This is a genomic window from Microvirga sp. VF16, from assembly GCF_016864375.1.
In the GTDB taxonomy this organism is placed as follows: Bacteria; Pseudomonadota; Alphaproteobacteria; order Rhizobiales; family Beijerinckiaceae; genus Microvirga.
Map to the genome: position 1 here is coordinate 1,962,226 of NZ_CP069354.1, position 24,701 is coordinate 1,986,926.

21 protein-coding genes and 4 tRNA genes are annotated in these 24,701 nt (G+C 61.5%); 16 read left to right on the top strand and 9 right to left on the bottom strand.

Annotated elements, in window-relative coordinates; genetic code table 11:
* Positions 1–23: 23 nt before the first annotated feature.
* Positions 24–797, bottom strand: a complete 774-nt coding sequence (locus JO965_RS09280) for an NAD kinase (RefSeq protein ID WP_203443384.1) — start codon at positions 795–797, stop codon at positions 24–26.
* 49 nt (positions 798–846) lie between these two features.
* Between JO965_RS09280 and cutA the strand changes: the two genes are divergently transcribed.
* Positions 847–1,176 (top strand): divalent-cation tolerance protein CutA, encoded by a 330-nt coding sequence (gene cutA, locus JO965_RS09285; RefSeq protein ID WP_203443385.1) that lies wholly within the window; start codon positions 847–849, stop codon positions 1,174–1,176.
* Here the strand turns inward: cutA and JO965_RS09290 are convergent.
* From JO965_RS09290 to JO965_RS09305, 4 genes are all read right to left on the bottom strand, one after another.
* A complete protein-coding gene (locus JO965_RS09290) occupies positions 1,173–2,153 on the bottom strand; it encodes an MBL fold metallo-hydrolase (protein WP_203443386.1) in 981 nt (326 codons plus the stop codon). The genes cutA and JO965_RS09290 overlap by 4 nt on opposite strands.
* A 72-nt stretch (positions 2,154–2,225) precedes the next feature.
* Complete coding sequence (locus JO965_RS09295; protein WP_203443387.1) at positions 2,226–3,026, bottom strand: RNA methyltransferase; 801 nt, start codon at positions 3,024–3,026, stop codon at positions 2,226–2,228.
* Between the two features lie 489 nt (positions 3,027–3,515).
* Positions 3,516–3,686: a hypothetical protein gene (locus tag JO965_RS09300; protein WP_203443388.1), complete on the bottom strand. Its 171-nt coding sequence runs from the start codon at positions 3,684–3,686 to the stop codon at positions 3,516–3,518.
* Positions 3,687–3,882: 196 nt separating this feature from the next.
* Positions 3,883–3,957 (bottom strand) — tRNA-Thr (locus tag JO965_RS09305).
* Between the two features lie 140 nt (positions 3,958–4,097).
* Here JO965_RS09305 and JO965_RS09310 point away from each other — a divergent pair.
* The gene (locus JO965_RS09310; RefSeq protein ID WP_203444358.1) at positions 4,098–4,406 is read left to right on the top strand and encodes a hypothetical protein; all 309 of its coding nucleotides are present in this window, start codon (positions 4,098–4,100) and stop codon (positions 4,404–4,406) included.
* 75 nt (positions 4,407–4,481) lie between these two features.
* Here the strand turns inward: JO965_RS09310 and JO965_RS09315 are convergent, their stop codons facing one another.
* On the bottom strand, positions 4,482–6,200 hold the full coding sequence (locus JO965_RS09315; RefSeq protein WP_203443389.1) for an MFS transporter: 1,719 nt from the start codon (positions 6,198–6,200) through the stop codon (positions 4,482–4,484).
* Positions 6,201–6,436: 236 nt separating this feature from the next.
* Positions 6,437–7,261 (bottom strand): RNA methyltransferase, encoded by an 825-nt coding sequence (locus JO965_RS09320; protein WP_203443390.1) that lies wholly within the window; start codon positions 7,259–7,261, stop codon positions 6,437–6,439.
* Between the two features lie 193 nt (positions 7,262–7,454).
* Between JO965_RS09320 and JO965_RS09325 the strand changes: the two genes are divergently transcribed.
* The 9 genes from JO965_RS09325 (at position 7,455) to rplA (ending at position 11,892) form a co-directional block, all read left to right on the top strand.
* A tRNA-Tyr gene (locus JO965_RS09325) sits at positions 7,455–7,539 on the top strand.
* Between the two features lie 16 nt (positions 7,540–7,555).
* Positions 7,556–7,629, top strand: a tRNA-Gly gene (locus tag JO965_RS09330).
* A 299-nt stretch (positions 7,630–7,928) separates the two neighbouring features.
* Positions 7,929–8,291, top strand: coding sequence for a hypothetical protein (locus JO965_RS09335; RefSeq protein WP_203443391.1), 363 nt, complete (start codon positions 7,929–7,931; stop codon positions 8,289–8,291).
* A gap of 68 nt (positions 8,292–8,359) precedes the next feature.
* Positions 8,360–9,550, top strand: coding sequence for an elongation factor Tu (tuf, locus tag JO965_RS09340; RefSeq protein WP_203443392.1), 1,191 nt, complete (start codon positions 8,360–8,362; stop codon positions 9,548–9,550).
* A 44-nt stretch (positions 9,551–9,594) separates the two neighbouring features.
* A tRNA-Trp gene (locus JO965_RS09345) sits at positions 9,595–9,668 on the top strand.
* 165 nt (positions 9,669–9,833) lie between these two features.
* Positions 9,834–10,034: a preprotein translocase subunit SecE gene (gene secE, locus JO965_RS09350; protein ID WP_173945259.1), complete on the top strand. Its 201-nt coding sequence runs from the start codon at positions 9,834–9,836 to the stop codon at positions 10,032–10,034.
* Positions 10,035–10,046: 12 nt separating this feature from the next.
* Positions 10,047–10,580 carry a transcription termination/antitermination protein NusG gene (gene nusG / locus JO965_RS09355; RefSeq protein ID WP_009764284.1) on the top strand — a complete coding sequence of 178 codons (534 nt, stop codon included), beginning with the start codon at positions 10,047–10,049 and terminating at the stop codon, positions 10,578–10,580.
* 171 nt (positions 10,581–10,751) lie between these two features.
* Positions 10,752–11,180, top strand: coding sequence for a 50S ribosomal protein L11 (rplK, locus tag JO965_RS09360; RefSeq protein ID WP_152718393.1), 429 nt, complete (start codon positions 10,752–10,754; stop codon positions 11,178–11,180).
* Between the two features lie 10 nt (positions 11,181–11,190).
* Positions 11,191–11,892 (top strand): 50S ribosomal protein L1, encoded by a 702-nt coding sequence (rplA, locus tag JO965_RS09365; protein WP_203444118.1) that lies wholly within the window; start codon positions 11,191–11,193, stop codon positions 11,890–11,892.
* Positions 11,893–11,926: 34 nt separating this feature from the next.
* Here rplA and JO965_RS09370 read toward each other — a convergent pair whose 3' ends face one another.
* Positions 11,927–12,142, bottom strand: coding sequence for a hypothetical protein (locus tag JO965_RS09370; protein ID WP_203443393.1), 216 nt, complete (start codon positions 12,140–12,142; stop codon positions 11,927–11,929).
* A 363-nt stretch (positions 12,143–12,505) separates the two neighbouring features.
* Here JO965_RS09370 and rplJ point away from each other — a divergent pair, with 363 nt between their 5' ends.
* The 5 genes from rplJ to JO965_RS09395 all read left to right on the top strand — a co-directional run bounded on the left by rplJ (position 12,506) and on the right by JO965_RS09395 (position 22,674).
* A complete protein-coding gene (gene rplJ / locus JO965_RS09375) occupies positions 12,506–13,024 on the top strand; it encodes a 50S ribosomal protein L10 (RefSeq protein ID WP_203443394.1) in 519 nt (172 codons plus the stop codon).
* A gap of 52 nt (positions 13,025–13,076) precedes the next feature.
* Positions 13,077–13,454, top strand: coding sequence for a 50S ribosomal protein L7/L12 (gene rplL / locus JO965_RS09380; RefSeq protein ID WP_203443395.1), 378 nt, complete (start codon positions 13,077–13,079; stop codon positions 13,452–13,454).
* A gap of 249 nt (positions 13,455–13,703) precedes the next feature.
* On the top strand, positions 13,704–17,834 hold the full coding sequence (gene rpoB, locus JO965_RS09385) for a DNA-directed RNA polymerase subunit beta (protein ID WP_203443396.1): 4,131 nt from the start codon (positions 13,704–13,706) through the stop codon (positions 17,832–17,834).
* Between the two features lie 110 nt (positions 17,835–17,944).
* Entirely contained in the window at positions 17,945–22,120 is a 4,176-nt protein-coding gene (gene rpoC, locus JO965_RS09390; protein ID WP_203443397.1) for a DNA-directed RNA polymerase subunit beta', read from the top strand.
* 137 nt (positions 22,121–22,257) lie between these two features.
* Entirely contained in the window at positions 22,258–22,674 is a 417-nt protein-coding gene (locus JO965_RS09395; RefSeq protein WP_246776788.1) for an ester cyclase, read from the top strand.
* 147 nt (positions 22,675–22,821) lie between these two features.
* Here JO965_RS09395 and JO965_RS09400 read toward each other — a convergent pair whose 3' ends face one another.
* Positions 22,822–24,417: a glycosyltransferase family 4 protein gene (locus JO965_RS09400; protein WP_203443398.1), complete on the bottom strand. Its 1,596-nt coding sequence runs from the start codon at positions 24,415–24,417 to the stop codon at positions 22,822–22,824.
* Positions 24,418–24,701 lie beyond the last annotated feature (284 nt).

The following is a 24,701-nucleotide window of genomic DNA, read 5'->3' on the forward strand; positions in this document are numbered from 1 at the left end:
TTGGAGCCCATGCCTTTGCTGCATCAATAGCCGAATTGCTCGCGTAAGATTCGCTCGTCCAGGCTGTGGCCGGGATCATGCAGCATCACGAGGTCGACGCTGCGATCCATGGAGACATGCACGTGGGAGACGTTGCGAAATTCCGTGTGGTCGGCCACCGCGCTCACCGGGCGGTTATCGGCTTCCAGAACCTCGATCTGGATCTTGGCGTAATCAGGCAGAAGCGCACCGCGCCAGCGGCGTGGACGGAAAGCGGAGATCGGAGTCAGGGCGAGAAGTGGCGCGTTGAGCGGCAGGATCGTCCCACCGACCGAGAGATTATAGGCGGTCGAACCGGCCGGCGTCGAAACCAGGATGCCGTCGGCGATGAGCTCCGAAATTCGCACGTGGGAATCGACGCTGATGCGCAGCTTTCCGGCCTGGTAGGTCTGCCGCAGCATGGAGACTTCGTTGATGGCCCGCGCCGTGTGAGCAACGCCATGCACGTCCCAGGCCACCATCAGCAGCGGGTGTACGACGCTGCGCTCGGCCTCTTCCAGACGCTCGAACAGATCGTCTTCCCGATAGTCGTTCATCAGGAAGCCGACCGTACCTTTGTTCATGCCGTAGATTGGCTTGGACGTGCCCATGAACCTGTGGAGGCTCTGCAGCATCAGGCCATCGCCGCCGAGTGCCACGATGGCATCGGCATCCTGGGGGACGACGTTGGGATAGCGATCCTGCAGGGTCTTCAACGCGCTTTGGGCGTCAGGCGCAGCGCTGGCGACGAATGCGATATTGTTGAAACGGCGGGCCATGCCCAGTTACCCTCGTTGCGTCCCATCGGATGCGGAGGAAAGGCATAGCATGGATCGCCCACTTCTCGTCTATACGACCTTTCCCGATATGGATATCGCCCTGTCGATCGGGGAAGGGCTCGTTCGGGACCGGATGATCGCCTGTATCAATGTGCTGCCCGGCATGCGGTCCGTCTATGCCTGGAAGGGCAGTATCGAGCAGGGACAGGAGGCGGTTGCCATCCTGAAGACCCGTAAGGGCCTTCAGGATCAGGTGCATCGGGCGCTGAAAGAGCGACACCCTTATGAAACGCCGGTCATCCTCTTCATCGAGCCGACCGGGGCCGATGAAGCCACCCTGGAGTGGCTCATCGGGGAAACGGCTGGAGATGGGCTCTAAACGGCCGAGCTCCACTGCACCGGCACGAAGCGGAATCCGTTGCCGTCCTTCGCGATATGCCCCGTAGCCGGGAAGGGAGCGTGATAGAACGCGACCTGTGCTCGCTCGGAAGCGGCCATGTCGAGCATCCTGCGGCGGGTGGCCCTGGCCTGGTCCGCATCCATGTCGAACACTGCCGACCAGTCCGGATTGCGGACGAACAGGGCAGGATGGTTTGCCGTGTCCGACAGGATCAGCAGGCGGCCCGAGCCGGAGGACAGCATGAAGGCAGTGTGGCCGGGCGAGTGTCCATAGGCTGCAATAGAGGTCAGGCCGGGCACGACCTCCTTGTCCGCCTCGAAGCGCTTCACATCGTTGGCGATGGGGCCGAAGACACGGCGCGCGCCCTGGAATCCGCCCCTCGCGCCTTCGGGCGCTTGGTTCATGCGGGCGTCGTCCATCCAGAAGGCCCACTCGGCCGCCGGGACCATCACTTCGGCGGTCGGGAAGACGGCCGTGCCGTCCTTGCGGCGAAGACCGTTGATGTGGTCGCCATGGAAATGGCTGATGACGACAGTGTTCACCTGGGCCGGATCGAACCCCGCGGCACGGAAGTTCTCCATCCAGCGGCCCGTGGTGGGGGCGCCCATATCTCCATTGCCGGTGTCGATGACGGTCAGCCGGTTGCCATCCTTGATAACGAGGCCGTTGAAGGTGTTCTGAATCGTGGTTTGAGGCAGGAACGCTTCATTGGCGGCCTGCTGGACGGCCGACAGTTCCGCATTGCGGATGAAGCCCTCGAGAGGGCGCGGTGCAGAGCCGTCATTGATGGCCGTCACCTCGATATTGCCGACCTTGTAGCGATAGAAGCCGGGAGCCTGGCGGCTGCCAGCCGCAGGGGCCGGGGTCGAAGCGGCAGTTTGGGCTAAGGCAGGACCTCCGATGGGAGCAGCGGCAAGAGCGGTGCTGGCAAGAACGGTGCGGCGTGTGATCGACATGGGCGTCTCCAGTCATGGGAGCGGAAGCCTAGAACGGCTACGCTTGGAGACAAGGGACTGATTTCTCACAAATCAGAGAGCGGTATTCGCAAGGTGGTGCAAGGCAATCCCGCTCGTGGTCGCCACATTCAGCGAGTCGAAACCGCCACTCATGGGAATGGATACGGTACGTGTGCGAGCCATCAGTTCCATTGGTAGCCCCGGCCCTTCTGCTCCGAGGAGGAGCGCGGTTCGCCGCGAGGATCGAACCTGCGAGAGGATTTCTCGGCCGGATGGCGACAGAGCGATCACGTCGAAGGATGCTGCCTGCAGGGCGTGCACCATGACGCCCGCCGAGGGGACACGTGTAAAGGGCACCACCAATGCCCCTCCGACAGAAACACGGATGGCCTTGCGGTAGAGCGGATCGCAAGTCTCTTGGTCGATCAGAACCGCTCCGGCACCGAAGGCCGCGGCATTACGGAAGATCCCACCGACATTGTCATGGTTTGCCAAGCCGACTAGACCGACCACGAGCGCCTTTTCCGGCATCTGCGCGAGCAATTCCTCAATCGGTGGTAAGGAAGGCCGGTGAGCAACGGCCAGGATGCCTCTGTGGATCGGAAAGCCGACGATGGCATCCATCACCGTCCGGTTCGCCGTGTAAACCGGAATCTCAGGAGCAAGCACGTTCAATGCATCGCTCAGGCCTTCCAGCCGGTTTTCTGCCAACAGGAGCGATTCGATCTTGAAGCGTGACTGCTTCAGGAGAACCCTTAAGACCACTTCCCCTTCCGCAACGAAACGGTGCTGCCGCCCAACGAGATCGCGCTCCCGCACGGAGCGGTACGCCTCGATCCGCGGGTCGTCAGGTTCTGAAATGGGGATTGGCATGGGGCTTGGCGCACTCCGGGCAAGCTGATGTATCCCGTCTGTCTAATGCCGGATCGTGACTTTGCCTATGTGACCCTGCTCGCGGAACGACGACATTCCGATCCGGCTAGTGCATCGTGCGGAAAGGACCGCCGAAAGCGGTCTTCCGCAGGGAGATGATAGATGGATTGGGATATTGCTGATGGCTGGGTCTCTGGGTCTGGGGCCTGGTGATCATCGGCGGGCCTTTGCTGATCGGCATCTTCATGGCCGTTTTCAGCAGCCGGCGCCGCAAATTGACGCGAACCGAGCAGAAGATGACCGATCAGGCCGCTCATGAAAATTGAGGCAAGGAGCAGCTTCACTGGAAATGTTGGGTGAAATGCAGTCTGCGAGGACGGTTCCGCAGAGATCGGCGACGGGGAGCCGATAGTTCACGCAGGTCCATGGCCTGTTTCATAGCTCCGCCCAATTGGCGTTTGTGCCAGAATCATTCCTGGAGACGCTCTATCACCGGAACCAAGCTTTAAAGAAGTTCCGGTTCGGTTTTACCTGAGACGAATCGGAGTGACCGGGCCTTCGCCCGGCAAGCTGCCGCGACACCTGGAGCGATAGGATGCCGGCAATGACGGCGGAGGCTACGGCGGCTGAGCCCATCACCTTGAGCAAGATCATCTCCATAGGCGCCTCCTGTCCGATATGGGGCGCAGCGTAAGCCTCATTGCCGGAAATCAAGCTTGGGCAGGTGGGCTACCTCGGCAGATGAAAACGGGTGAAATTCTTGAGGTGAACGCGGGCTCGATTGCCCTGCTGTCCTCGAGCGTCAAAACAAATGAAAGGCCGTAACCGGAGACGCTTCATCGTTCGAGAGAAGGAATGGTGCCGGTGGAGAGGATCGAACTCCCGACCTTCGGTTTACAAAACCGCTGCACTACCGCTGTGCTACACCGGCTGGCGTCATGCGTGCTCAGGTAGCAGTCCGCGAAGCAGGACGCAAGTTCCACACAAATGTAAATATTAAGTGTTCCAGCGCACCGAAACCAACCCCTGATTATGGAATTGTCAGGAAAACATGATCAAGGAGTGGGTGTTATGAAGGCCTTAGGGGCTTCTGCTGGGAAAAAGATCTCGCCGCTCGGTGGCTTCAAGGTTCTCGCTGTTCTGGCAATTGCCGTGGGTTTCGGTCTCGCTGCCGAGCGCACGGATGCGGCTCATACAGGGCACGGCGTGGCAGCTAAGCCTGCCAAGGAGGCAGTGACGTCGGTCGTTGCAAAGGATGTCGAGACCACGTCCTCGATCGAGACGAAATCCGCAAACGACGCGTCTTGCGACATCTCCCGTAAGCGTCTCTTCGTCGAAGGCGAAGGCTGGATCGTTCGCCGCGTGACGACCTGTTATTGAGCCTCAGTTTCACCAGAAGCCAAATGAAAAGCCCCGCCGTGAGGCGGGGCTTTCCTGTTGAAGCCGTTTGGAGGCTTAGCGCTTCGCGCCGACGCCCTCGAAGGTCATGATATCCCGGTCCTTGGTCTCCGGCACGAAGAGGAGGCCGACCACGAAGGTCACCAGGGCGATCACGATCGGATACCAGAGGCCGTAGTAGATATCGCCGGTGGCTGCCACCATAGCGAAGGCCGTCGGAGGCAGAAGGCCGCCGAACCAGCCATTGGCGATGTGGTAGGGCAGGGACATCGCGGTGTAGCGGATACGGGTGGGGAAGAACTCCACCAGAGCCGCCGCGATCGGGCCGTACACCATCGTCACGTAGATCACGAAGATCGTCAGGATGCCGATGGCCTTGAGGGCCTGCGCGTTGCCGAGGGCGTCGAAGAAGCCGCCGACCTTCAGGATGCTCGGGTCGCCTGCCTTCGGATAGCCCGCTTCAGCCGCGGCATTCGTGAATGCGGTGATGTTGGCCGGAATCGCAGGGGCAAGAGGGGCTTCCTTGCCGTTGAAGGTTACCTTCACGGGCGAGCCGGCCGCGGCCGGAACGAGCTCGTACTTGATGGCGGCGCGGGCGAGAGACACGCGAGCCACGTCGCAAGGTGACGTGAAGGTGCGGATGCCCACCGGATCGAACACCGAGCCGCAGGTGGCGGGATCGGCTACGACCTGAACCTTCCCGGTCTCGAGCGCCTGGGCCAGCTTCGGGCTGGCGACGTTCGTGAGAGCACCAAAGAGCGGGAAGTAGGTGATCGCCGCGATCAGGCAGCCGCCGAGAATCACCGGCTTGCGGCCGATCTTGTCGGACAGGGCGCCGAACACGATGAAGCCGCCCGTACCGAGGATGAGCGACCAGGCGATCAGCACGTTCGAGGTGAGCAGATCGACCTTGAGGATGCTCTGGAGGAAGAACAGAGCGTAGAACTGACCCGTGTACCACACCACGGCCTGACCGATGGCGAGACCGATGAGGGCGATGAGCACCATCTTCACGTTGGCCCATTGTCCGAACGCTTCCTTCAACGGAGCCTTCGACTGCGTTCCCTCTTCCTTCATCTTCTTGAAGGCTGGGGATTCCTGCATCTGGAGACGAATCCAGACCGAGATGCCGAGCAGGACCACCGAGAGGAGGAACGGAATGCGCCAGCCGGCAATCGGCCAGCCTTCACCGGTCTGGAATCCGGCCTCACCCATCCAGGTGCGGAGGACAAGGATGACAGCCAGAGACAGCAGCAGACCGACTGTAGCCGTGGTCTGGATGAAGCTGGTGTAGAAACCGCGACGGCCCACAGGGGCGTGCTCGGCCACGTAGACCGCGGCGCCGCCGTATTCGCCGCCGAGCGCTAGGCCCTGGAGCATGCGCAGGGCAATCAGGACCACGGGTGCGACCCAGCCGATCTGATTGTAGCTGGGCAGAAGACCCACGAAGAAGGTCGAGAAGCCCATGATCAGGATCGTCACGAGGAAGGTGTATTTCCGGCCGACGAGATCGCCGATACGGCCGAAGAAGATGGCACCGAAGGGGCGAACCAGGAAGCCCGCCGCGAAGGCCAGGAGCGCGAAGACGTTACGGGTCGTCACGTCGAAGGCGGAGAAGAACTGCGCGCCGATGATCGTGGCGAGAGAGCCGTAGAGATAGAAATCGTACCATTCGAAGACGGTACCGAGGGAGGAGGCCAGAATGACCTTCTTCTCCTCACGCGTCATCGGCCGCGCTGCGGCAGCCGATTGCGGCGTAGTTGCTGCTGTTGCCATAAGGGTTCCCTTCCATTCATTGCCCGGTGATCCGGGTTCTGAGCCGCAAGCCATGCGGTGCAGGCCTGGGCCGCGGCATCGTGACTGCGCGTGGCAGCCAAGAATCCAACGAATGGGAGGCTAACTCCGGCCTTTCTTTCCACAATTCACAATTGGTATTTGCGACTTCCGTCTAAGAAGCCGTACACCCAAAGAAAATAGCGAGCGTCAGCAAATGTTTAGCCGAAACGACCGGTTTACTTTCGAATGCTTCTAGAAGCTCCTTTAACCACAGCATAAAGGCATATCGCAGCGGCATTGGACACGTTCAGACTCTTGATGGCTCCAGGCATGTCGAGCCGGCCGATCACGTCGCAGCATTCGCGCGTCCTCTGACGCAGCCCTTTGCCCTCCGATCCCAATACGAGAACGACCGGCAGGTTGATTTCGACTTCGTCCAGGTTGGCCTCACCGGAGGAATCGAGCCCGATTCGTTGAAAACCCCGTTCGCCAAGCGCCGTCAGTGTGTCGCCGAGATTGCGTACGATCATGAAAGGCACATGTTCGAGGCCGCCGGACGCCGACTTGGCGAGGACGCCCGTGGCGGCTGGGCTGTGCCGGGCCGTCGTGATGATGGCCTCGACGTCGAAAGCGGCCGCTGTGCGGACGATGGCGCCGACATTGTGGGGATCGGTAATCTGATCGAGGGCCAAGACCACACGCTTGCCGCTTAAGGTATCGACGGATGGGGAGCGCAGCGGATCGGCCTCGACGTAAAGTCCTTGGTGTACGGCGTCCGGTTCCAGGAGGCGGCTGATCTCGTCCGGGCGAACGATCTCAGGTTCGATAGGCAAGGGGGCTTCCAGCTCCTCGCTCAGCCGTTTGGCAGAATTCTCCGTGGCCAGGAGGCGGCGAATCGTCCTTTTGCCGTTCCGGATGGCCTCAACAACGGGATGCCAGCCATAGAGAATGGTGGTGTCGATCTCGAAATTCGGCCGCCTGGCCTGAGGATCGCGACGGCCGGATTTCCCATGAGGGCGCTGAAACCTGGGCTTGCGGGACTGGAAGGGGCGGTCGCTCATGTTCTTTGGATCTCGTGTGCTGACGGGAGGGGCCATAGCACAGAGCGAGCCCATTCACGACCCATCCGATTTCAATGCGCTTTGAGGTTGACACCGGCCATGCAGGTCACCATAAGAGCGCCACGGAACGCTTAGCCAACGGCTGGCGCTCTGCAGAACAGCCTCGGCGTTTTGCGTTCGGGTTGGGTCTTTTGGGGGAATGTCCCGAGCGGCAAAGGGGGCGGACTGTAAATCCGCTGGCTATGCCTTCGTAGGTTCGAGTCCTACTTCCCCCACCACCCAATCAGATGGCATGCGGGTGTAGCTCAATGGTAGAGCAGCAGCCTTCCAAGCTGAATACGAGGGTTCGATTCCCTTCACCCGCTCCACCCCTCTAATCCCACAAGTTTCCCCTACAGATCTTTATCGGCACCGGCGGTTTTTAATGTTCGTGAGATGCATCGTTGTAGCGTTTATGTGCGCGTTCTTGGGCGGCTGTCTTTCCGTTCCCCCGCATAGCCTTGGTGTCGAAGATCTTAGCCGGTACAGAATTGTCGACGTCGCTGTGGAGGGGACTGAGGCTATCCGGTCGTGGCCGACGGAGGAGGGGCGTTTCGTTCAATCAAGTGCCGTCGACGCGGCAACGGCCGACCGGATCAGGGCTGAGCCTGCCACGAACTTTCCGCAGTTGGCGGCGCATTTCAAGCAGGTGCTGACGGCCAGGGTGAAAGATGAATTCACCGACTTGACCGCCCAGATCTTTGCCGGACGTCAGCCGGCCACGGCCGTGGTCCGTTTGAAGACGTTCGATATCCCGTCGGCGGCGCGTCGGGTCTTCGTCGACAACACGGCCAAGATCCAGGCCGATATCGACATCCTCGACAAGACGACGGGGCGGCTTATCTTGCGATACGAAGGACGCTTGGAAACGAAACCGCTGATCGGCGGCGTGGCGACCGGTATCGCGCTGGCGTTCGAAAGGTCGGATCTTGGTTATTCGATGATCACAGATTATCTGTCCGCCTATCGAAACTGGCTCTTGCGTAACTGAGCAAAGAGCCCTATTGGGCGGCACGAGTTTGCCGTTCAGGTATCAAAGCGTGTCGAGGATCTAAGGACATGGCGAAGGAAAAGTTTGAGCGCACTAAGCCGCACTGCAACATTGGGACGATTGGTCACGTGGACCATGGCAAGACGTCTCTGACGGCGGCGATCACGAAGGTTCTGGCGGAGTCGGGCGGGGCGACGTTCACGGCCTATGACCAGATCGACAAGGCGCCGGAAGAGAAGGCGCGCGGCATCACGATCTCGACCGCGCACGTGGAGTACGAGACCACGAACCGGCACTATGCCCACGTCGACTGCCCCGGCCACGCCGACTACGTGAAGAACATGATCACCGGCGCGGCGCAGATGGACGGCGCGATCCTGGTGGTGTCGTCGGCCGACGGCCCGATGCCGCAGACCCGCGAGCACATCCTGCTCGCCCGTCAGGTCGGTGTGCCGGCCCTGGTGGTGTTCATGAACAAGGTCGACATGGTCGACGACGCCGAGCTGCTCGACCTGGTCGAGCTCGAGGTGCGCGAGCTTTTGTCGAAGTACGACTTCCCGGGCGACGACATTCCGATCGTGAAGGGCTCGGCGTTGTGCGCGCTGGAGGACCGGTCGCCGGAGATCGGCCGCGAGCGCGTGCTCGAGCTGATGGCCGAGGTCGACCGCTACATCCCGCAGCCGGAGCGTCCGATCGACCAGCCGTTCCTGATGCCGATCGAGGACGTGTTCTCGATCTCGGGCCGTGGCACGGTGGTGACGGGTCGCGTCGAGCGCGGCATCGTGAAGGTCGGCGAGGAAGTGGAGATCGTGGGTCTGCGCGACACGCAGAAGACCACGGTGACCGGCGTCGAGATGTTCCGCAAGCTGCTCGATCAGGGCCAGGCGGGCGACAACGTCGGCGTGCTCTTGCGCGGCACGAAGCGCGAGGACGTGGAGCGCGGCCAGGTGCTGTGCAAGCCGGGCTCGATCAAGCCGCACACCAAGTTCAAGGCCGAGGCGTACATCCTGACCAAGGAAGAGGGTGGCCGTCACACGCCGTTCTTCGGCAACTACCGGCCGCAGTTCTACTTCCGCACGACGGACGTGACCGGGGTGGTGAAGCTGCCTGAGGGCACCGAGATGGTGATGCCGGGCGACAACATCACGATGGAAGTCGAGCTGATTGCGCCGATCGCCATGGAAGAGAAGCTGCGCTTCGCCATCCGCGAAGGCGGCCGCACCGTCGGCGCCGGCGTCGTCGCCGCCGTGATGGATTAAAAAGACCTGGGTGGCGGTTCGCCGCCACCTATCGACCCGCTCGCAGGAGTGTAGCTCAATCGGCTAGAGCACCGGTCTCCAAAACCGGGGGTTGGGGGTTCGAGTCCCTCCACTCCTGCCGGCGGGTCGACAAAGTAGGCGTTTTGGTTTACAGAGCGCCCCACTGATGGTTTGAACAGGTGGCGCGAGGCTCGGAAAACGGCCTCGCGCCCCTTCAATTTGGGCTCAAGCGTGCCCTTAGAGGACGTTCGCGGTGGCTTCAAAGCCTGTGGACGCAAGCAAAATGGCGAAGACGAACCCGTTCGATTTTATACAGCAGGTCCGCTCGGAAGCCGCGAAGGTGACTTGGCCGACGCGCAAGGAAACCATGATCACGACCGCCATGGTGTTCGTGATGGTGGTGGTTGCCAGCCTGTTCTTTCTGGTCGTCGATCAGGCGATCGGCTGGGGTGTCCGCTCGGTGATCCTTGGGCTTGGTGGTTAAGGGGTGGATGCAATGACGAAGCGTTGGTACATCGTCCACGCCTACTCGAATTTCGAGAACAAGGTCGCTCAGTCGATCAAGGATCAGGCGGCGCAGCGCGGCCTGGAAGATAAGTTCGACGAGGTCATGGTCCCGACCGAGAAGGTCGTCGAGGTGCGCCGCGGCCGCAAGGTCGACACGGAGCGCAAGTTCTTCCCGGGCTATGTCCTGGTGAAGTGTGACCTGACCGACGAAGTTTACCACCTCATCAAGAATACGCCCAAGGTGACGGGCTTCCTGGGCGCCGACAAGTCCAAGCCGGTTCCGATCCCGGATCGGGAAGCGGAGCGGATCAAGGGCCAAGTGGCCGAGGGTGTCGATCATCCGAAGCCGTCCGTCAGCTTCGAGGTTGGCGAGCAGGTCCGTGTTTCGGATGGTCCGTTCGCCTCTTTCAATGGCGTCGTCGAGGAAGTCGACGATGCCCGGGCCCGCCTCAAGGTGGCGGTGTCCATCTTCGGTCGCGCGACGCCGGTCGAGCTCGAATACGGTCAGGTCGAGAAGATCTGATCGGAAGGGAAGTGGTACTTTTCCGGTAGCGCTTTCCAGGCCCCTTGTTAGGGGCTTTCATCCGCGGGAGGTCTGCCCGGTCGCCAGCCGGGAGCTTCAGGCTGCACCGCGATCTGCAACTGCCATTCCGCTCGGTTGGCGCCGGGCGGTTGGTCCATTGGGAGCAGTCCTATGGCAAAGAAAATCTCGGGCTACGTTAAGCTTCAAGTGCCCGCAGGCGCGGCCAACCCGTCGCCGCCGATCGGCCCGGCGCTCGGTCAGCGCGGCCTGAACATCATGGAATTCTGCAAGGCCTTCAACGCGAAGACCTCGCAGATGGAGAAGGGGACCCCGATCCCGGTGATCATCACCGCGTATCAGGATCGTTCCTTCACCTTCGAGATGAAGCAGCCCCCGGTCTCGTACTGGCTCAAGAAGGCCGCGAAGATCGACAAGGGTTCGCAGACCCCCGGCAAGGGCGGTAATGTTGGCCGCGTGACCCGCGACCAGATCCGCGAGATTGCCGAGAAGAAGATGGTCGATCTCAACTGCGACACCGTTGAATCCGCCATGGCCATGATCGAGGGCTCCGCGCGCTCGATGGGCATGGAAGTGGCGTAAGGAGGGCATGATGGCTGTTAAGGAAGGTAAGCGCATCCGCGCCGCCCGCGAGGGCATCGAGGTCACCAAGCTCTATCCGATCCAGGACGCGGTGAAGCTGATCAAGGAACGCGCCAAGGCGAAGTTCGACGAGACCATCGAGGTCTCGATGAACCTCGGCGTCGATCCCCGTCACGCCGACCAGATGGTCCGTGGCGTCTGCAACCTGCCGAACGGCTCCGGCCGTACGGTCCGCGTTGCCGTCTTCGCCCGTGGCGCCAAGGCTGACGAGGCCAAGGCTGCCGGTGCCGACGTGGTCGGAGCCGAGGAGCTCTTCGAAGTCGTCAACGGCGGCACGATCGACTTCGACCGCTGCATTGCCACCCCGGACATGATGCCGCTCGTCGGCCGTCTCGGTAAGGTTCTCGGCCCGCGCGGCCTGATGCCGAACCCGAAGGTCGGAACAGTCACCATGGACGTGAAGGGTGCTGTCGAGGCCGCCAAGGGCGGCGCGGTCGAGTTCCGCGTCGAGAAGGCTGGTATCGTCCATGCCGGTATCGGCAAGGCCTCCTTCGACGAGGGCAAGCTGGTGGAGAACATCAAGGCTTTCGCCGATGCCGTCTCCAAGGCGAAGCCCACCGGCGCCAAGGGCACCTACATCCAGCGCGTCGCGATCTCCTCGACGATGGGCCCGGGCGTGAAGGTCGATCCCTCCTCGGTGATCGGCGGCTAATCAGCCCAATTGCCAAGACTTGGGAAAGCCCGGCTCAGTGCCGGGCTTTTTCGTTGTGTGGGCTCTTGAATGTGAAGCTTGTCGTCATCACATTGTTGCAAGCAGTCCTTTCTGCGACGGTGTTGGCCAGGAAAGTGATAGTGCCAAGTTGGCGAAATAACGTATCGTCAATTTGTGCGGCAGGTCCGGCAAAAAGCCTCTTGGCAAATGCTTCAGAAAGGCTTAATAGAACGCTTTGAGTTTCCAACATAAGCCGAGGCTCCGCTTTTTTGCGCGTGCCTTTGGCTGCGAATCCGTCCCGGAGACGGGGCGGTGACAAGCCGGCGAGCCAAGGGGCAACCTTTGGCGCGTTCCGGCTATGTCCTGTCCGAGACTGCAGGTGCTGGCTTGCCAGTTTAATTCGAAAGGGCCTGCATAGACGGGGAAGCCGAGTTTAACACCTGTTCAACGCAGGTGAAGAGAGTCGGTTCGAACCATCTCACCCGGTGCGCCGCCAGGCGTCATTTGGGGGACAGGGCTTGCGAGAGCGTCGTTCAAGATGCCTCGGATGCAAGTCCGGGCCTTGAGCGGCAAATGCAACCGGCGGACATTTCCGCCAACCGGAGAGAGCCCAGTGGAAAGAGCAGCAAAGCGCGAGCTCGTCTCGACTCTCAACGACGTGTTTAGCACCACGAGCGTTGTCGTCGTCGCCCACTATGCTGGTCTCACGGTCGCCGATATGCAGAAGCTGCGTGCGCAGATGAAGCAGGCCGGCGCCACCGTGAAGGTCGCAAAAAACAGCCTCGCCAAAATCGCTCTCGAAGGCAAGGACGTCGCGTCCATTTCGGGCCTTATGAAAGGTCCGACCCTGATCGCTTATTCAAACGATCCGGTCGCGGCGCCCAAGGTCGCTGTTGATTTCGCCAAGGCTAACGACAAGCTCGTGATCCTCGGCGGAGCAATGGGTACGACCGCCCTGAACGTGGACGGAGTGAAGGCGCTTGCCACTCTGCCGTCCCTTGATGAACTGCGCGGCAAGCTGGTCGGCCTTATCCAGGCTCCGGCTATCAAGATCGCTCAGCTCAGCACTGCGCCGGCGGCGAAGCTCGCCCGCGTATTCGGGGCCTATGCCAAGACAGGCGAAGCGGCGTGAGGCCGTAACCTCAACTATCAAACCGTTCGAACCGAACTTAAGGATCTAAAAAATGGCTGATCTTGCCAAGCTCGTTGACGATCTTTCGTCGCTGACCGTTCTCGAGGCTGCTGAGCTCTCGAAGATGCTCGAAGAGAAGTGGGGCGTTTCCGCTGCTGCGGCCGTCGCCGTCGCTGCTGCTCCTGGCGCTGGTGCCGGCGCTGCTCCTGCTGAAGAGCAGACCGAGTTCACGGTCGTCCTGGCTGCGGCCGGCGACAAGAAGATCGAAGTGATTAAGGAAGTCCGTGGCATCACGGGCCTGGGTCTGAAGGAAGCTAAGGACCTCGTCGAAGGCGCGCCGAAGACCGTTAAGGAAGGCGCTTCCAAGGACGAAGCCGAGAAGATCAAGGCGACCCTCGAGAAGGTCGGCGCCAAGGTCGAGCTTAAGTAATTTTGCGGCCCTTCAGGGCCGTGAGGTTACCCCCGAGTAATCGGGGCTCAAACAACACGCGGTCTCAGGCGTTTTTGCCTGGGGCCGTTGTGTCGTCAAAGAGGCCAAGCTTCTTGATGGCACGTCAAAGGGTCTGGAAATGGACCTGAATTCTTGCGGTTAGCGGGCGGATTGAGCCGCCGGGCGGCTAATCGAGGAGCCTGATCTTACGGGGTTCTCGATTAGCCGTGTATGAGGAACGAGGTCCAGATGGCCAACACACTGATCGGCCGGAAGCGCATTCGCAAGTTCTTCGGGAAAATCAAGGAAGTGGCGGAGATGCCGAACCTGATCGAGGTTCAGAAGGCATCCTACGACCAGTTCCTGATGGTCGAAGAGCCAAAGGGCGGCCGGCCGGAAGAGGGCTTGCAAGCCGTCTTCAAATCGGTTTTCCCGATTTCGGACTTTTCTAATACTGCCCTGCTCGAGTTCGTGAAGTACACGTTCGAGCCGCCGAAATACGACGTCGACGAGTGCCGTCAGCGGGGCATGACCTTCGCTGCGCCGCTGAAAGTGACGCTGCGCCTCATCGTGTTCGATGTGGACCCGGATACCGGCGCCCGCTCCGTGAAGGACATCAAGGAGCAGGATGTTTACATGGGCGACATGCCGCTCATGACGGACAATGGTACCTTCATCGTGAACGGCACCGAGCGCGTCATCGTCTCCCAGATGCACCGTTCGCCGGGTGTGTTCTTCGACCACGACAAGGGCAAGACGCACTCCTCGGGCAAGCTGCTGTTCGCCGCCCGCATCATCCCGTATCGCGGTTCCTGGCTCGACATCGAGTTCGACGCCAAGGACATCGTCTACGCGCGTATCGACCGCAAGCGTAAGATCCCGGCCACATCGCTGCTCTACGCTCTCGGCCTCGATGGCGAGGAGATCCTCAACACCTTCTACAACCACATCGCCTATACGCGGGATGGCGATGCTTGGTCCGTGCCGTTCGATGCCGAGCGCATGAAGGGCTTCAAGGCCTCCGTCGACCTGATCGACGCCAAGTCCGGCGAGATCGTGCTCGAGGCCGGCAAGAAGCTGACGGCGCGTGCCGCCCGCCAGCTCGCCGAGAAGGGTCTCAAGAACCTGCGCGCGACCGATGAGGACCTCTACGGCCAGTACATCGGGGAAGACCTCGTGAATCCCAAGACCGGCGAGATCTATGCCGAGGCGGGCGACGAGATCACCGAGAAGCTGCTGAAGGGTCTGGAAGAGGCCGGTTTCACCGAGATCCCGGTTCTCGACATCGATCACGTCACGGTTGGCCCCTATATCCGCAACACGCTCGCCATCGACAAGGCTTCCTCTCGCGAGGATGCGCTGTTCGACATCTATCGCGTCATGCGCCCGGGCGAGCCGCCGATCCTCGAGACGGCGGAAGCGATGTTCAACTCGCTGTTCTTCGACGCCGAGCGCTACGATCTCTCGGCAGTCGGCCGCGTGAAGATGAATATGCGCCTCGACCTCGATGCTGAGGACACCGTGCGTACGCTGCGCCGTGAGGACATCCTCGCGGTGACGAAGGCGCTCGTGGATCTGCGCGACGGCAAGGGTGAGATCGACGATATCGACCACCTCGGCAACCGCCGCGTGCGTTCTGTCGGCGAGCTCATGGAGAACCAGTACCGTCTTGGCCTGCTCCGCATGGAGCGCGCGATCAAGGAGCGCATGTCGTCGGTCGATATCGACACCGTCATGCCGCAGGACCTGATCAACGCGAAGCCTGCCGCTGCCGCCGTGCGCGAGTTCTTCGGTTCCTCGCAGCTCTCGCAGTTCATGGACCAGACGAACCCGCTCTCGGAAGTCACGCACAAGCGTCGCCTCTCGGCCCTCGGCCCGGGCGGTCTCACCCGCGAGCGCGCCGGCTTCGAGGTGCGCGACGTGCACCCGACGCACTATGGCCGCATCTGCCCGATCGAGACGCCGGAAGGCCCGAACATCGGTCTGATCAACTCGCTGGCCACCTTCGCCCGCGTCAATAAGTACGGCTTCATCGAGACGCCGTTCCGCCGTGTGCGCGAAAGCCGCGTGACGGACGAGGTGATCTACCTCTCCGCCATGGAAGAGGCGAAGTACAACATCGCCCAGGCCAACTCGCCGCTGGATGCCCAGGGTACCCTGACGGAAGAGCTCGTGATCTGCCGTCGCGCCGGTGAAAACATCGTCGTGGCTCCCGATCGCGTGGACCTGATGGAAGTGTCGCCGAAGCAGCTCGTGTCGGTCGCTGCCGCGCTCATCCCGTTCCTCGAGAACGACGACGCGAACCGCGCTCTCATGGGCTCGAACATGCAGCGTCAGGCTGTGCCTCTGGTTCAAGCGGACGCTCCGTTCGTCGGCACCGGCATGGAAGCGGTCGTGGCCCGTGACTCGGGTGCCGCCATCGCGGCCCGCCGCACCGGTATCGTCGACCAGGTGGACGCGACCCGTATCGTCATCCGCGCGACGGAGAACACGGATCCGACCCGTCCGGGCGTCGACATCTACCGCCTGCAGAAGTTCCAGCGCTCCAACCAGTCGACCTGCATCACGCAGAAGCCGCTGGTCCGCGCCGGCGACCTCGTGCGCAAGGGCGACATCATCGCCGACGGTCCGTCGACTGAGTACGGCGAGCTGGCGCTCGGCCGGAACGTGCTCGTCGCGTTCATGCCATGGAACGGCTACAACTTCGAAGACTCCATCCTGCTCTCCGAGCGGATCGTGAAGGAAGATGTCTTCACCTCGATCCACATCGAGGAATTCGAAGTGATGGCCCGCGACACGAAGCTGGGTCCTGAGGAAATCACGCGCGACATTCCGAACGTGTCGGAAGAGGCGCTGAAGAACCTCGACGAAGCCGGCATCGTCTATATCGGCGCCGAGGTCCATGCGGGCGACATCCTCGTCGGCAAGATCACGCCGAAGGGCGAAAGCCCGATGACGCCGGAAGAGAAGCTTCTGCGCGCCATCTTCGGCGAGAAGGCCTCCGACGTTCGCGACACCTCGCTGCGCGTGCCTCCGGGCGTGACCGGCACCATCGTCGAGGTCCGTGTCTTCAACCGTCACGGCGTCGACAAGGACGAGCGCGCCCAGGCCATCGAGCGTGAGGAAATCGAGCGTCTCGCGAAGGACCGCGACGACGAGCAGGCGATCCTCGACCGCAACACCTATGCGCGTCTGGCCGAGATCCTCTCCGGCAAGAGCGGCGTTGCGGGCCCGAAGGGCTACAAGAAGGACGCGAAGATCACCCGCGAGCTCCTCAACGAGTTCCCGCGGTCGCAGTGGTGGCAGTTCGCGGTCGAAGACGATGCTCTGATGACCGAGATCGAGGCCATGCAGAAGCAATACGACGAGTCGAAGAAGCGCCTTGAGCAGCGCTTCCTCGACAAAGTCGAGAAGCTGCAGCGCGGCGACGAGCTTCCTCCCGGCGTCATGAAGATGGTCAAGGTCTTCGTGGCCGTGAAGCGCAAGATTCAGCCGGGCGACAAGATGGCCGGCCGTCACGGCAACAAGGGTGTCGTGTCGCGCATTGTTCCGATCGAGGACATGCCGTTCCTTGAGGATGGCACTCATGCGGATATCGTGCTCAACCCGCTCGGCGTGCCGAGCCGCATGAACGTGGGTCAGATCCTTGAGACACACCTCGGATGGGCTGCTGCCGGTCTCGGCAAGCAGGTCGCCCAGGCGGTCGATGCCTACATGAAGTCGGGCAAGTCCAACGCACTTCGTGAGCAGCTCGTGTCGATCTACGGCAATCTGCCTGAGATCGAGCAGGCTTCGGACGAGGAGCTCGTCGAGCTCGGCAACAAGCTGCGTCGCGGCGTTCCGTTCGCCACGCCCGTCTTCGACGGTGCGAAGGAAGCGGACATCGAGGCCATGCTTGAGAAGGCCGGCCTGAACCCCTCGGGTCAGGTCACGCTCTATGACGGCAAGACCGGCGAGGCGTTCGACCGCAAGGTGACCGTGGGCTACATCTACATGCTGAAGCTCCACCACCTCGTGGACGACAAGATCCACGCCCGCTCCATCGGCCCCTACAGCCTCGTTACCCAGCAGCCGCTGGGCGGCAAGGCTCAGTTCGGCGGTCAGCGCTTCGGCGAAATGGAGGTCTGGGCTCTGGAGGCTTACGGCGCCGCGTACACGCTGCAGGAAATGCTCACGGTCAAGTCGGACGACGTGGCCGGCCGTACGAAAGTCTACGAGGCCATCGTGCGCGGCGACGACACCTTCGAGTCGGGTATTCCGGAGAGCTTCAACGTTCTCGTGAAGGAAATGCGGTCGCTCGGTCTCAACGTGGAGCTGACCAATTCCAAGAAGGCCGCCAACGAGCCGGGGCAACTGCCTCCGTCTGAGGCCGCCGAGTAAGCGCCTCGAGCGCTTCAAGTTTGACGTTCGGCCGCGGCTCTGATGCCGCGGCCCCATGCAATTGCCGGTGAGGGTGCTTATGTGAGCGCCCTTCAGCCCAGGAGACGGCGATGAATCAAGAGGTCATGAATCTCTTCAACCAGACGGCCCAGCCGCAGAGCTTCGATCAGATCAAGATCTCGATCGCGAGCCCTGAGAAGATTCTGTCCTGGTCCTACGGCGAGATCAAGAAGCCGGAGACCATCAACTACCGTACGTTCAAGCCCGAGCGTGACGGCTTGTTTTGCGCGCGCATCTTCGGTCCCATCAAGGACTACGAGTGCCTGTGCGGCAAGTACAAGCGCATGAAGTACAAGGGCGTGATCTGCGAGAAGTGCGGCGTCGAGGTGACGCTGGCCCGCGTCCGTCGCGACCGCATGGGCCATATCGAGCTCGCCGCGCCCGTCGCTCACATCTGGTTCCTGAAGTCCCTGCCGAGCCGCATCGGTCTGCTGCTCGACATGACACTGAAGGATCTGGAGCGCATCCTCTATTTCGAATCCTACATCGTCGTCGATGCAGGTCTGACGCCCATGAAGGACCGTCAGCTCCTCACAGAGGAGGAGTACATCCGTGCTCAGGACGAGTACGGCGAGGATAGCTTCACGGCCATGATCGGCGCGGAAGCGATCCGCCGGATCCTGCAGGAACTCGACCTGGAGAAGACCGCGCAGGAGATCCGCGAGGAGATCGCGGTTACCACGTCCGAGCTGAAGCCCAAGAAGCTCATGAAGCGCCTCAAGATCATCGAGGCCTTCGTCCAGTCGGGCAACAAGCCGGAATGGATGATCATGACGGTCGTTCCGGTGATCCCGCCGGACCTGCGTCCGCTCGTGCCGCTCGATGGCGGCCGTTTCGCGACGTCTGACCTGAACGATCTCTACCGCCGAGTCATCAACCGCAACAACCGCCTGAAGCGCCTGATGGAACTGCGTGCGCCGGACATCATCGTCCGCAACGAGAAGCGCATGCTCCAGGAGGCTGTCGACGCCCTGTTCGACAACGGCCGCCGTGGTCGCGTCATCACCGGCGCTAACAAGCGTCCGCTGAAGTCGCTTGCAGATATGCTGAAGGGCAAGCAGGGCCGCTTCCGCCAGAACCTGCTCGGCAAGCGCGTCGACTACTCGGGCCGCTCGGTCATCGTGGTCGGTCCGGAGCTCAAGCTGCACCAGTGCGGCCTGCCGAAGAAGATGGCGCTCGAGCTGTTCAAGCCGTTCATCTATGCCAAGCTCGACGCGCGCGGCCTGTCCGCCACCGTCAAGCAGGCGAAGAAGCTCGTCGAGAAGGAAAAGCCGGAAGTCTGGGATATCCTGGACGAGGTTATTCGCGAGCATCCGGTGCTCCTGAACCGCGCTCCGACGCTCCACCGCCTCGGTATCCAGGCCTTCGAGCCCACCTTGATCGAGGGCAAGGCGATCCAGCTGCACCCGCTCGTCTGCGCCGCGTTCAACGCGGACTTCGACGGTGACCAGATGGCCGTTCACGTGCCGCTCTCGCTCGAGGCTCAGCTTGAAGCCCGTGTGCTGATGATGTCGACGAACAACATCCTGCACCCGGCCAACGGTCAGCCGATCATCGTGCCGTCGCAGGACATCGTTCTGGGACTTTACTATCTCTCCATCGTCTCCGACGGCCAGCCCGGCCAGGGCAAGGCCTTTGCTGACATGGGCGAGATCGAGCATGCCCTGAACGAGAAGGTCATCACGCTCCACACGAAGATCCGCTATCGCTGGGAAGGTCTCGGCGAGGACGGCAAGCCGGTGTCGAAGATCGTCGACACCACGGCTGGCCGCGTAATGCTCTCGCGCCTTCTGCCGAAGCATCCGATGCTCCCCTTCGACGTCGTGAACAAGCTCATGACGAAGAAGGAGATCTCCAACATGATCGATGCCGTCTACCGGCATTGCGGTCAGAAGGAATCGGTCATCTTCTGCGATCGCATCATGGGCCTTGGGTTCTACAATGCGTTCCGCGCCGGCATCTCGTTCGGCAAGGACGACATGGTGATCCCGGAGAACAAGTGGGAGATCGTCGAGGAGACTCGTGCCCTCGCGAAGGACTACGAGCAGCAGTACCAGGACGGCCTTATCACCCAGGGCGAGAAGTACAACAAGGTTGTCGACGCCTGGGCGAAGTGCTCCGACCGTCTCGCTGCCGAGATGATGAACCGTATCTCCACGGTTCAGAAGGACGATCAGGGCCGCGACAAGCCGGTCAACTCGATCTACATGATGTCCCACTCGGGTGCTCGTGGTTCGCCGGCCCAGATGAAGCAGCTCGCGGCCATGCGCGGCCTCATGGCCAAGCCGTCGGGCGAGATCATCGAGACGCCGATCATCTCGAACTTCAAGGAAGGCCTCGACGTTCTCGAGTACTTCAACTCGACCCACGGCGCCCGTAAGGGTCTGGCCGACACCGCGCTCAAGACGGCGAACTCGGGTTACCTGACCCGCCGCCTCGTCGACGTGGCGCAGGATGCGGTCATCCGGGAGCCGGATTGCGGCACCGAGAGGGGCATCAAGATGCGTGCCATCATCGATGCCGGCCAAGTGGTCGCGTCGCTGGCTTCCCGCATCCTCGGCCGCTCGACGGCGGAGGACTTGGTCGCCCAGGACGGCACCGTCATCGTTCCGAAGGGCACGATGATCGAGGAGCATCATCTCGAGGCCATCGGCGCTGCCGGTATCCAGGAGGTGAAGATCCGCTCCGTGCTCGTCTGCGAGTCGAAGAACGGTGTCTGCGCCACCTGCTACGGCCGCGACCTGGCCCGGGGTACCCCGGTCAACCACGGCGAGGCAGTCGGCGTCATCGCGGCGCAGTCCATCGGCGAGCCGGGCACGCAGCTCACCATGCGTACCTTCCACATCGGTGGTGCGGCCCAGATCGCGGACTCGTCCTTCATCGAGTCGAGCTTTGAAGGCAAGATCGGCTTCCGCAACAAGAACATTGCGAAGAACTCCGATGGCGACCTCGTTGTCATGGGCCGCAACGTGGCTGTTGTAATCATTGGCTCTGACGGTACCGAGCGGGCGGTTCACCGCCTGCAATACGGCTCCCGCCTGAAGGTGGACGAGGGCGACACGATCAAGCGCGGCCAGCGTATCGCCGAGTGGGATCCATACTCCCGTCCGATCCTTACCGAGATCGACGGTACGGTGGGCTACGAGGATCTCGTCGACGGCGCATCGATGATCGAGTCGATGGATGAGTCGACCGGTATCGCCAAGCGCGTGGTTATCGACTGGCGCGGTTCGCCGCGTACGGCGGACCTGCGTCCGGCGGTGGTCATCCAGGGTGCCGGAGGCAAGGTCGCCAAAGTCGCCCGTGGTGGTGACGCTCGCTACCTGTTGCCCGTGGATGCTATCCTCGCGGCCGATCCGGGCTCGAAGGTCAAGGCCGGCGACATCCTCGCCCGTGTCTCGACCGAGAGCGCCAAGACCCGCGACATCACTGGCGGTCTGCCGCGCGTGGCGGAGCTGTTCGAGGCCCGTCGTCCGAAGGACGCAGCCATCATTGCGGAGAAGTCCGGCACGATCCAGTTCGGCCGCGACTACAAGAGCAAGCGTCGCCTGACGCTGAACCCGCACGATGGCTCGGAGCCGGTGGAGTACCTGATCCCGAAGGGCAAGCACATCCACCTGCAGGACGGCGACGTGGTCGAGGTCGGCGACTTCATCGTCGACGGCAACCCGGCACCGCACGACATCCTGGCGATCAAGGGCGTCGAGGAGCTCGCAGCCTACCTCGTGAACGAGATCCAGGAGGTTTACCGCCTCCAGGGCGTGCTTATCAACGACAAGCACATCGAGGTGATCGTTCGCCAGATGCTGCAGAAGATCGAGATCACCGAGGGCGGAGATTCCGAGCTGCTTACCGGCGAGCAGGTCGATCGCCTCGAATTCGAGGAGATCAACGAGCGTCTCGTGGCCGAGAAGAAGAAGCCCGCCGAAGGCGTGCCGGTTCTGCTCGGTATCACCAAGGCCTCGCTGCAGACTCGCTCCTTCATCTCGGCGGCGTCCTTCCAGGAGACCACCCGCGTCCTCACCGAGGCGGCGGTCAATGGTAAGGTTGACACCCTCGAAGGTCTCAAGGAGAACGTCATCGTCGGCAGCCTGATCCCGGCCGGTACCGGTGCGCTGACCGCTCAGGTCAAGGCCGTCGCGACCCATCGCGACGAACTGATCCTGCAGCAGAAGCGCTCCGAATCCCAGGCTCAGGTCAGCGAGCTGCCTCCGGCGGCCGAGTAAGCTGGAAGACTTCCGCTAAGAACGAAAAGGCCGCCTCCGGGCGGCCTTTTTCATGGGCGCTGGGCATCTGCTTGAATCACACTTCCCGAAAGCGAGTTTTCTCCTCGTGCGGCTTTGATGCACGCCTCTGAGGAAACATGGAGCAAATCGCAGTGATAAAAGCTAACCTGTCTCGTATCTACCGAGCCTACATCGCCTGCCTGAATAAGCGGGACTGGCAATCGTTGAACCAATTCGTTCGGGAGGACGTCCAGCATAACAATCGGCAGATCGGGATCTCAGGTTATCGCGAAATGCTGGAGAGGGATATCGATGAAATCCCGGATCTTCACTTTGACATTCAGCTGCTGATTTCCGATCCGCCTCATGTCGCGAGCCGGCTGGTCTTCGACTGTACTCCTAAAGGAAATTTCCTTGGTCTGCCGGTAAACGGGAAACGCGTTTCATTCAGCGAGAACGTCTTTTACCGGTTTCAGAGAGAGAAGATCGAACAAGTATGGTCCGTCATCGACAAGGCTGCCATCGAGGCGCAGCTTCAAAGCCCTTCGACATAGGCGATCACTCGCTATCGTCACATCGACGGTGATGAGCGTTTCCCGTCGTGCCGGCGTCCTCGCAGGCCTGGGACTTGCTGCCGCATCCTGCACATGGGCACTCCTTGCCGTTGCAGGGATCGGCATCATCTTTTTCCGCAGGATGCGCTAGGCCGGATCTGCAATGCGCAGGAGTCCGAGCTTGGCCAGCAAGAGCAGGCTTCGGATAATGAGAGCAGCAACGGAGTCTGGGCGCTGTTGGAGAATGTCCCTTGTACTCGCTCCTTGATTGCCAACCTGCTTCCATAGGTCGAGCAGGAGCGCTGGCGAAACATCCGGCAAGACATTCACCATTGCGATCTTCAGCGCAAGGCGTGCTACGACTTCGGCTTCGTCGATGCCGGGTGACTGGATGAACACGTGTCGGGCCGAGAGACTTGCGGACGGAAAGCTGGCGAAGAGCTCGAACGGGTCAGGTCGTGCGGGCCAGCAACCTGAGGTACGCTGAGGGGAGTCCGATGACGGCTCTCCGGCTCTACGCAATTCGGCAAGCTCGCGCCAAAGTTCTTCATAAGCCTTGATGATGACCTTCCAATCGAAGACTTCTCGGGCCCGGGCCGCGCCGCTTTCGCCCATCCTGCGCCGCAGATCTCGATCCGAGGCGAGCTGCTTGAAAGCTGCAGCCGTCGCGTCGATATCGACACTCACAGCCGTCGAAGCTTGGGCGATATAGGAATCGTAAGAGTCGACTTCCAGCGCATGGCGGGACGCCAAGCGCTGTCCGGCTCCCGATGGTGCAGCAAGGGTCGGTATGGAGAAGCCGTCGATCCCGTTGCGGACCGTGTCCTTGTAGCCGTCCCAATCGGTCACCACCACCGGTAGCCCGGCGGCCATGGCCTCGATGGGAGTCAGGCCGAAGGTTTCTTGGATGTTGTCGGAAAGGGAGCAGAAGATATCCGCTGCAGCCCAGGCCCGGGTCCGGACATCGGGTTCGCGGCCGTCCAGAACGAGGGAACGAACCGAGGGACAAAGCTTGGCACGGGCCTCGGCCAGGGCTTGGGCGATTTGGTTATTGGCGGTCCATCCGCATTCGATCAGCACGACCCGATGCCGGGAGGCTAGGCGCTCCAGCGCGATATACATGGGGGCCGGGTTGGCCTTGGCATGGAAGGACAGGCGGCCGAGAAACAGTATGACGAAATCGTTCGCCTCGATCCTGAGTACCGCGCGGGCCTCCGTCCTATGCCTGGAATGTCCCGCTTGAGAGACGTAATCGACCCCGAGCGGAATCACGGGAAGCTGCGGCCTGACGAAACGCGAGGCACCGAGGCGCTTCGCCAAATACTCCTCCTGACGGGCAAAAAGCTTCTCGATGACTTCGCGGGAGGCCATGGAAGTGCAGATCACTGCATCCCATGGCTGGATCGGAGCGGTCAGGAGTTCCGTCAGGCCGTCCATGGCTCGAGCGGAGGAGAGAGTATGATTCACTCCGCAGAGGCTCCAGGCACGCGAGCCATGGGTCCCCCGCTGCCAGGCTTGAGCGGCATTGATGGGGCTTGGCGTGAAAAGGCAGCCTACCTGTCTGAGCGCAGAAACCTTGGCCGTTACGACGTAGTTCGGAATGCTGTCGGGGCGAAACTGTTTGATAAAGCTACAGAAATCCTCGCCGGTCTTGGCATTGCGGACATAGCCTGTGATTGTCTCACCCGAAGAGTACCGGGCGAAGGCCGAGAGGAAGCCGTATCCTGCGAAATGTCGGCCCATGGGTTTCCCATGCGCCACTTGGTAGGCCTCGTTCTCAAAATGAATCGCCGCGGTCAAAGGAGCTGTCCTTGCAGATTATGCTACTAAATAACCTTGCCTGCGCGCCCGTGAAAGCCCATATTGGGGCACACGCTGGCGAAGATTCCGATAGGGAAGAGGAGCCTTTCGGGAACGTTACCGAAAAGTGTTGACTTTCCACGACTCGGACGCTAGAGAGACCGAACTTTCCGGCTGGCCGTAGGTTTTCGCCAGTTGAAGCGCCTAGCTTCGACCGATGCCACCTA

What these genes read in the sequence shown, in the direction of transcription:
- JO965_RS09280 (WP_203443384.1), bottom strand. Translation starts at nt 797, where the DNA reads ATGGCCCGCCGTTTCAACAATATCGCATTCGTCGCCAGCGCTGCGCCT.
- cutA (WP_203443385.1), top strand. Translation starts at nt 847, where the DNA reads ATGGATCGCCCACTTCTCGTCTATACGACCTTTCCCGATATGGATATC.
- JO965_RS09290 (WP_203443386.1), bottom strand. Translation starts at nt 2,153, where the DNA reads ATGTCGATCACACGCCGCACCGTTCTTGCCAGCACCGCTCTTGCCGCT.
- JO965_RS09295 (WP_203443387.1), bottom strand. Translation starts at nt 3,026, where the DNA reads ATGCCAATCCCCATTTCAGAACCTGACGACCCGCGGATCGAGGCGTAC.
- JO965_RS09300 (WP_203443388.1), bottom strand. Translation starts at nt 3,686, where the DNA reads ATGGAGATGATCTTGCTCAAGGTGATGGGCTCAGCCGCCGTAGCCTCC.
- JO965_RS09310 (WP_203444358.1), top strand. Translation starts at nt 4,098, where the DNA reads ATGAAGGCCTTAGGGGCTTCTGCTGGGAAAAAGATCTCGCCGCTCGGT.
- JO965_RS09315 (WP_203443389.1), bottom strand. Translation starts at nt 6,200, where the DNA reads ATGGCAACAGCAGCAACTACGCCGCAATCGGCTGCCGCAGCGCGGCCG.
- JO965_RS09320 (WP_203443390.1), bottom strand. Translation starts at nt 7,261, where the DNA reads ATGAGCGACCGCCCCTTCCAGTCCCGCAAGCCCAGGTTTCAGCGCCCT.
- tuf (WP_203443392.1), top strand. Translation starts at nt 8,360, where the DNA reads ATGGCGAAGGAAAAGTTTGAGCGCACTAAGCCGCACTGCAACATTGGG.
- secE (WP_173945259.1), top strand. Translation starts at nt 9,834, where the DNA reads ATGGCGAAGACGAACCCGTTCGATTTTATACAGCAGGTCCGCTCGGAA.
- nusG (WP_009764284.1), top strand. Translation starts at nt 10,047, where the DNA reads ATGACGAAGCGTTGGTACATCGTCCACGCCTACTCGAATTTCGAGAAC.
- rplK (WP_152718393.1), top strand. Translation starts at nt 10,752, where the DNA reads ATGGCAAAGAAAATCTCGGGCTACGTTAAGCTTCAAGTGCCCGCAGGC.
- rplA (WP_203444118.1), top strand. Translation starts at nt 11,191, where the DNA reads ATGGCTGTTAAGGAAGGTAAGCGCATCCGCGCCGCCCGCGAGGGCATC.
- JO965_RS09370 (WP_203443393.1), bottom strand. Translation starts at nt 12,142, where the DNA reads ATGTTGGAAACTCAAAGCGTTCTATTAAGCCTTTCTGAAGCATTTGCC.
- rplL (WP_203443395.1), top strand. Translation starts at nt 13,077, where the DNA reads ATGGCTGATCTTGCCAAGCTCGTTGACGATCTTTCGTCGCTGACCGTT.
- rpoB (WP_203443396.1), top strand. Translation starts at nt 13,704, where the DNA reads ATGGCCAACACACTGATCGGCCGGAAGCGCATTCGCAAGTTCTTCGGG.
- rpoC (WP_203443397.1), top strand. Translation starts at nt 17,945, where the DNA reads ATGAATCAAGAGGTCATGAATCTCTTCAACCAGACGGCCCAGCCGCAG.
- JO965_RS09395 (WP_246776788.1), top strand. Translation starts at nt 22,258, where the DNA reads ATGGAGCAAATCGCAGTGATAAAAGCTAACCTGTCTCGTATCTACCGA.
- JO965_RS09400 (WP_203443398.1), bottom strand. Translation starts at nt 24,417, where the DNA reads ATGGGCCGACATTTCGCAGGATACGGCTTCCTCTCGGCCTTCGCCCGG.